Source organism: Kitasatospora sp. NPDC093558, from assembly GCF_040683475.1.
Classification (GTDB): domain Bacteria; phylum Actinomycetota; class Actinomycetes; order Streptomycetales; family Streptomycetaceae; genus Kitasatospora.
Map to the genome: position 1 here is coordinate 21,669 of NZ_JBFBDY010000034.1, position 6,721 is coordinate 28,389.

The 6,721-nt window shown below is 75.6% G+C and carries 9 protein-coding genes; 5 read left to right on the forward strand and 4 right to left on the reverse strand.

From position 1 onward, the window contains the following. The first annotated feature begins 88 nt into the window (after positions 1 to 88). Together AB0O00_RS06415 and AB0O00_RS06420 are read left to right on the forward strand one after the other, a co-directional pair. The gene (locus AB0O00_RS06415) at positions 89 to 982 is read left to right on the forward strand and encodes an aminoglycoside phosphotransferase family protein (protein ID WP_363648958.1); all 894 of its coding nucleotides are present in this window, start codon (positions 89 to 91) and stop codon (positions 980 to 982) included. A 215-nt stretch (positions 983 to 1,197) separates the two neighbouring features. Beyond that, the gene (locus AB0O00_RS06420) at positions 1,198 to 2,214 is read left to right on the forward strand and encodes a polysaccharide deacetylase family protein (protein ID WP_363648959.1); all 1,017 of its coding nucleotides are present in this window, start codon (positions 1,198 to 1,200) and stop codon (positions 2,212 to 2,214) included. 12 nt (positions 2,215 to 2,226) lie between these two features. On the opposite strand, the gene AB0O00_RS06425 is transcribed toward AB0O00_RS06420, so the two are convergent. Then, positions 2,227 to 2,385: a hypothetical protein gene (locus AB0O00_RS06425; protein ID WP_363648960.1), complete on the reverse strand. Its 159-nt coding sequence runs from the start codon at positions 2,383 to 2,385 to the stop codon at positions 2,227 to 2,229. Next, complete coding sequence (locus tag AB0O00_RS06430) at positions 2,382 to 2,516, reverse strand: hypothetical protein (RefSeq protein WP_363648961.1); 135 nt, start codon at positions 2,514 to 2,516, stop codon at positions 2,382 to 2,384. The genes AB0O00_RS06425 and AB0O00_RS06430 overlap by 4 nt, the downstream gene beginning before the upstream one ends. Positions 2,517 to 2,594: 78 nt before the next feature. On the opposite strand from AB0O00_RS06430, the gene AB0O00_RS06435 reads away from it, so the two are divergent. Continuing rightward, positions 2,595 to 3,281 (forward strand): hypothetical protein, encoded by a 687-nt coding sequence (locus tag AB0O00_RS06435; protein ID WP_363648962.1) that lies wholly within the window; start codon positions 2,595 to 2,597, stop codon positions 3,279 to 3,281. 141 nt (positions 3,282 to 3,422) lie between these two features. Here the strand turns inward: AB0O00_RS06435 and AB0O00_RS06440 are convergent, their stop codons facing one another. Beyond that, a complete protein-coding gene (locus AB0O00_RS06440; RefSeq protein WP_363648963.1) occupies positions 3,423 to 4,124 on the reverse strand; it encodes an exonuclease domain-containing protein in 702 nt (233 codons plus the stop codon). Between the two features lie 139 nt (positions 4,125 to 4,263). Between AB0O00_RS06440 and AB0O00_RS06445 the strand changes: the two genes are divergently transcribed. Together AB0O00_RS06445 and AB0O00_RS06450 are read left to right on the forward strand one after the other, a co-directional pair. Then, positions 4,264 to 4,539, forward strand: coding sequence for a hypothetical protein (locus AB0O00_RS06445; protein WP_363648964.1), 276 nt, complete (start codon positions 4,264 to 4,266; stop codon positions 4,537 to 4,539). Continuing rightward, positions 4,536 to 4,958, forward strand: a complete 423-nt coding sequence (locus AB0O00_RS06450; RefSeq protein ID WP_363648965.1) for a type II toxin-antitoxin system VapC family toxin — start codon at positions 4,536 to 4,538, stop codon at positions 4,956 to 4,958. The genes AB0O00_RS06445 and AB0O00_RS06450 overlap by 4 nt, the downstream gene beginning before the upstream one ends. Positions 4,959 to 5,028: 70 nt before the next feature. Here AB0O00_RS06450 and AB0O00_RS06455 read toward each other — a convergent pair whose 3' ends face one another. Next, on the reverse strand, positions 5,029 to 6,654 hold the full coding sequence (locus AB0O00_RS06455) for an ABC transporter permease (RefSeq protein ID WP_363648966.1): 1,626 nt from the start codon (positions 6,652 to 6,654) through the stop codon (positions 5,029 to 5,031). Between the last annotated feature and the right edge of the window lie 67 nt (positions 6,655 to 6,721).

Genomic DNA, 6,721 nt, shown 5'->3' on the forward strand with positions numbered 1-6,721 from the left:
CCGCATCGCGCGGGGCCCGGCGTCCGTGCGTCATGATGATCACCGTCCGGAGGCCTCCGGATGAACGCCGGCGGAACGGAGCCAGGTCATGATCCCCTTCGACGAGGGCCGCGCCCGGCTGGTGCTCGCCCACGCCTGCGAGTCGGCCGGCCTGCCCGGCCCCGGCGACGCCCGGCTGCTCGCGCTCGGCGAGAACGCCGTCTTCGACCTCGGCGACCCGGCCGTCGTCGCCAAGGTCGGCCGCGGCCCCGAACTGTACGAGCGGGCCCGGCACGAACTCGCCGTCGCCACCTGGCTGTCCGGGCAGGGCGTCCCGGTCGTCCGCCCGTACGACGCCGTCGGGCCCGAGCCGCAGCTCTCGCACGGGCACCCCGTCACCTTCTGGCACCGGCTCGCCCCCGCCGTCCGCCCCGCCCGCCCCGCCGACCTCGCCCCGCTGCTGCGCGACCTGCACCGGCTGCCGCTGCCGCCCTTCCCGCTCGCGCGGCGCGACCTGCTCGCCCCGGTCGAGCGCTGGCTCGCCTCCGCCGAGGGGCACGTCGACCCGGCCGACGTCGCGTTCCTGCGCCACCGCCGGGACGCCTTCGCCGCCGCGCTGCCCGACCTCACCCCGCACCTGGAACCCGGGGTGATCCACGGCGACGCGCTGCCGCGCAACGTCCACGTCGGCCCGCAGGGGCCCGTCCTGCTCGACCTGGAGAACGTCTCGCACGACCTGCGCGAGCACGACCTCGTGGTGCTCGCCCTCAGCCACGACCGGTACGGCGTGCCGGGCGAGGAGTACCTGGCCTTCACCGCGGCGTACGGCTGGGACGTGCGCGACTGGCCGGGGTTCGCGGTACTGCGCGGCGCCCGGGAGACGGCCAGCGCCTCGTGGGTGGCGCAGCAGGCGGCGGGCAACCCGGCGGCGCTGGCGGAGTTCCGGCGGCGGGTCGGCTCGCTGCGCGACGGGGCGACGGACGTGCGCTGGCACGCGTTCTGAGGCGGGCGGGGTAGCCGTGGTGGCGGGCGGGATGGCCGTGGCGGCGGGCGGGGTAGCCGTGTTGGGGGGTGGGTGCCAACCCGGGCGGCTGTGAGAAGACTCCTAAGGCGAATCGGTCCGGCGCGCAACCGGGGCAACTACGATCGGCGTCCTATCGGACAGTCATCCTGGCCGAGAGGATCGGCACCCGCCTTCAGTTCCCAGGAGCCGCCGCCATGCCCCAGTCCGCCGCCCGCCGGCCCGCCTCCCCGAGCCGCTCGGCCCGTCTGAGCCGCCGGCTGATCACGGGCAGTGCCGTCGTCGCCGCCGCACTGGGCCTCGCCGCGTGCGGGACGGCCAGCGGGGCGCTCCAGCCCGGCGCCGCCTCGTCCGCGAAGGGCGCGCTCACGATCTCGCCGACCACCGGCCCGGCGACGGCCGTCCCGGTCACCCCCGATTCGGACGGCGCGCCCGTCACCACGGGGGCGGGCACCCCGGCCGCGCCGCCGGTCGCCCCGCGCACGCCGAAGCAGCCGGACAGCTCCCCCGGCACGAGCCCGTCCACGGCCGCTCCCTCGACGGCGAGCCCGTCCGGCGCGAGCCCGTCGACCGCCGCGCCGGCCGCCCCGGCGGTGCCCGCCACGCCGATCTCGGCGACCACCGTGATCGGCTCGACCGCCTCCGGCGGCCGGAGCGTCGCACTCACCTTCGACGACGGCCCCGGGCCCGCCACCCCGCAGATCCTCGACCTGCTCGCCCAGTACAACGTCAAGGCCACGTTCTGCGAGATCGGCCAGAACGCCGCCGCCAACCCGGGCATGGTCAAGAAGGTCCTCGCGGCCGGGCACCGGCTGTGCGACCACAGCGTCCACCACCCGCAGCCGTTCCAGAAGCTCCCGCACGACAAGGCGGTGGCCGAGATCTCGGGCGCGAAGGACATGATCGTCCAGGCCGGCGGCCCCGGCACCCAGGTCACCTGGTTCCGCGCGCCCGGCGGCGGCTTCAGCGCCGACAACGAGCACATCGCGGCGGGCCTCGGCATGGAGTCCCTCGGCTGGTCGGTCGACCCGCGCGACTGGTCCCGCCCGGGCGTGCCGGCGATCGTCTCCACCGTCCAGAGCCAGCTCAAGCCCGGCGGCGTGATCCTCATGCACGACGGCGGCGGCGACCGCAGCCAGACCGTGGCCGCCCTCAAGCAGCTGCTGCCGTGGCTGGTCGCCCAGGGCTACACCTTCGACTTCCCGGCGGCGTAAGCCAGTTGGCGATCAGCTGACGGCCCGCCAGTCGAGCAGCAGCCGGTAGACCTGGCGGGAGCCGCCCTCCGGCCCCGGTTCCGCCGCCTCGGCCGCGGTGAAGCCCAGCCGTTCGTAGAACACCCGGGCTCCGCTCACCACCGCGCCCGGATGACCGGCGCCGAACGTCACCACCTCGACGGTCGCCGGGCGGCTCCGGACCTGACGGCGCAGCACGTCATCGGCCCGAACCAGTGCTCGACCTCGGCGGCGAGGGCGAGGAAACCGGGCAGGTCGGCGGGATCGGCGGGGCGAGTGATCATCCGGCGAGTCTGCCAGGGTGCGCCGCTGGTAGCGTCGCAACCTTCGCCGCCCGCGGCCGGAGTACCCAGGAGGTCCCCGTGACCGACCCTCAGCGTCGCCTGTCCGTCGCCCTCGACGCCCTGGACGCAGCCGTCGCCCCCTTCGCCGAGCAGCCGTTCACCAGCGGCGGCTGCGGCCACTGCCACAGCGACGAGGACCTCGCCGCGCTCGCCGGGCCCGCCCGGCTGGTGCCCGAGGACCTGCTCGCCCTGGTCGCGATCGAGACGCCCGGCCACTGGGACGACTTCCCCGGGCTGTACCGCCGGCTGGCGCCCCGGATCGTCCGGGGCGTGATCGCCGGCACCCTGCCCGTCGACCACGCGTGGATCGCCTCCTGGCTGGTCCGCGCCCGCTGGCAGGACTGGCCGGCCGCCGAGCGGACCGCCCTGGACGCCGTCTGGTCCGCGTGGTGGACGGCCGTCCTCGCCGAGCACCCGGGCACCGTCCGCTCGGCCACCGTCGCCCTGGAGACCGTCGCCGTCGCCACCGGCGGGCTCGGCCGCTGGCTCGACGAATGGACGCGCACCCGCACCGGCCCCGCCGACCGGCACCTCGACGACGCCGTCGACGAGTGGCTCTTCGAGTGGCAGCTGGCCGACCTGAGGTTCGGCTTCCTCGACGAGGTGCACGCCACGCCCGAGTTGATGCCCTGGCTGCTGTCGCTGGCACCGGGGCGCGTCGGGGCCGGGGCCCTGAAGGAGATCGAGGAGATCGCCCGGGGCTGACCGGCCGGGAGCGGCCGCCAGGGCGTGCCTTCGGGGCCAGGCGGGCAGGCGGGCAGGCGGGCAGGCGGGCAGGCGGCGTCAGGGTGCGTCACGAGGCGGAGGGCCGTCCTCGCACCGGATGCGCTCGGGCGCGGCGGCGGGCTACCGCAGCGGCCAGCGGGGGTCGACCACCGCCTGCGGGTCCTTGCCGCGGCGCAGCCAGGACTGCAGGCCCTCGGCCCACTCCCGGTACCAGTGGACCTGGCGCTCGTGCAGGTCGGCCGGGGCCACGTCGCCGACCTCGGCGCGGTAGCGCTCGGCGAGGGCGACGGCGACGCGGACGGCGGCAAGGGCGTCGCTGCCGGCCTCGTGGGCGTCGGTCAGCTCAACCCCGTACACCTCGCAGACGCGCTGCAGGGTGCGGGAGCCCTTGCGGTACTTGTCCACCGCCCGGTCGATGACCAGCGCGTCCAGCACCGGCCCGACCGGCCGGCCGAGGCGCTCGGCGAGCGTCGCCAGCCCGTGCCGGCGCAGCTCGGCGTCGAGGAGGGAGAGGTCGAAGGGCGCGTTGAACCCGACCACCGGCCGCCCCGCCGCGAGCCGCTCGCAGAGCGCGCCGGCTATCTCGTCCACCGCCTCCTTGGCCGGCCGCCCCTTGCGCCGGGCGACGTCGTCCCCGATCCCGTGGATGGCCTCCGCCTCGGCGGGGATCGGCACCCCGGGGTCGAGCAGCCAGCCGGCGACACCCACCCGCCGGGCCCCGACCGTGTCCACGAGCGCGGCCGTGACGATGCGGTCCACGGCCGGGTCGGTGCCCGTGGTCTCCAGGTCGAAGCCGACCAGTGGCAGCTGCCACCAGTTCATAAGGGTGAGTCCTTCCGTCCTCCAGCGCGAAACAGCCCCTATCATCACCCGCCCCACCGACAACCCAGCCGCCCAGGGGTCCGATCCAGGAGTTCGCCGGGCCTAGGCTGGTCCTCGGACCCACCCGGAGGAGCCGACCATGAGCACCGCGCCGAACCTGCCCGTCCCCCCTCGCCGGCCCGACGAGCCCCACCCGCTTCGGACGATCAGAGAGATCCGTGCGTCCCTGCCTGAGGACCAGGTCAAGCACTTCGACGCCGAACTCGCCGACACCGACATCGACGAACTTCCGGCGATACTGCACCGCTGGGCGACCCTGGGAACCGACGGCTTCATCGACTTCCTCCTGACGACGCCCTTCGAAGGGCTCGAATTCGGAGCGCGCTCCTACGACGACGAGGCCGGCCCCGAGTGATCTACCTGCTGGACACCAACGTGGTCGCCGAGCTGACCACTCGACCGAAACCGGCCCCCTCCGTCGTCGAATGGGCTCGATCCGTCCCGGCAACCGCGCATTACCTCAGCGTCATCACCATCGCGGAAATCGAGGCGGGAGTCGATGCCACGCCCGACCCGCTGCGCAGCGTCGTGCTTGAACGGATTCTCGATGGCATCCGGGCGGAGTACCAGGGGCGGATCGCGGCGATCGGCGAGCGGGAAGCCTCCGCCTACCTCACCGTTCACCGTCGGCTCAAGAGCACCGGGACGAGCGTCGATCCACCCGACGCGCTGATCGCGGCCACGGCCATCGCGAACGGTTGGATGCTCGTCAGCCGCAACGTCAAGCACCTCGCCCGGACCGGCGCGAACGTGCTGAACCCGTGGGAGTACTGAGGGCCCGCCATGTCGTCGGCCCCGGCCGCAACCGGCGCCCGGGGCCCGCGTCCTGCCGTCGGACCCGCGTTTACCGGGTCGGGCGGGTGAGGGTGAGGTGGCTCGGGAGGAGGCTGGATGCCACGGCCAGGAGCAGGCAGGCGGCGGTGGCGATGCCCATGGGGGTCCATGGGAGGTGGAAGGCGATCTCGGTCTGGCCGGCCAGGATGCGGTGGTCGATCAGCGCCGTCGCGCCCCACTGGGTGAGTGCGGTGACGGCCAGGGCGAGGACGGCGGCGGTGGCGACGACGAGGACGGCCTCCAGGGCGACCATCGACAGCACCTGCCGGCGCACCGTCCCGGCGAGCCGCAGGACGGCGAAGTCGCGGCGGCGGTCGGCGGTGGACATCACCATGGTGTTGACGATCGCGATGAGCGCGTAGAACAGGGCCGGGCCGAGGATCGTGCTGGTGGCGATCCACGCGTAGTGGGCGCCGGGGTCGGGGCCGGGCCGGCGGGCGTCGGTGAGGGTGCCGCCGAACGTCGCGGCCGGGGCGTCGGAGAGGTGGACGGCGCCGGGGCGGGCGTCGGCCAGGTGCGCGGTGACGGCGTCGCCGCTGAGCAGGACCTCGTCGAGGCCGAGCTGGGTGCGGTAGACGAGGGCGAGCCGCAGGCTGGTGACGGTGCCGTCGGCGAGCCGCAGGTTGACCTGGTCGCCGAGCTTCCAGCCGTGGCCGCGGGCCTGGTGGACGGAGGCGGCGAGGGTGGCGCCGTGCAGGTCGGCGGCGCTGCCCTCGACGGCGGGCAGGGTCCACGCGGTGGCGAGGTCGCCGGAGACGACGGTGGCGGCGGACGGCACGGAGGCGGCCGAGTCCTCGCCGTGGTCGTCGAAGGACGCGGTGTCGGCGCCGAGGCCGGTGATCACGGTGGGGGTGGTGGCGGTGGCCCGCAGGCCGGGCCGGTCGGCGGTGAGCCGGGCGAGGGTGTCGACGGGCAGCGGGACGGCGCCGGGGCGCAGCACGTAGCGGGCGGCGGCGGTGGCCCGGCCCTGGGCGGTCATGGCGTCGGCGAAGGCGGCGGTGGCGCCGACGGCGGTGCCGGTGAGCGCGATGGTGAGGAAGGCGGGGGTGGCGGTGGAGACGGTGCGGCGGACGGCGGTGAGCGCGTTCTGCCGGGCGAGCAGGGGTGCGGCGGCGACGGCCCGGCGCAGCGGGGCGCTGAAGGCGCGGACGAGGAGCGGGACGAGCAGCGGCGCGAGGAGGGCGAGCGCGGCGATCGTCATGAGGTCGGCGGCCATGACCCACTGGGAGGCGAGCTGCGGGTCGTCGGGCTGGTCGCCGGGGGCGGGGGGCATGCTCGGGGCGGCGAGGTAGTAGCCCACGGCGCCTGCCAGGGCGAGGAGTTGGGCGCCGGCGCAGGCCCAGCGCAGCGGCGTCATGACCTTGCGGTCGACGGCGGCGTCGCCGAGGGCTTCGACGGCGCGGACCCGTCCGGCCCGCAGGGCGGCGCTGACGGCGCCGAGGAGGGCGACGAGCAGGCCCACGGCGGCCGCGACGAGCATCGGGGTGAGGGCGGGGTGGGAGGTGAAGCCCTCCTGCGCCGCGCCGCGGGCGACGAGCCAGGCGGCGAGGGCGGGTGCGGCGGGCAGGGAGAGGAGGCAGCCGGAGACGGCGGAGGGGTTGGAGGAGGAGGCGGGCGCGGTGGTTGTCTGCGTCACGGGCTGGGGTGCCCTAGAGGGGGGTCTGGGCTTGTCGGTGCTCGCGGGGGCGCGGGTGGGCGCGGGG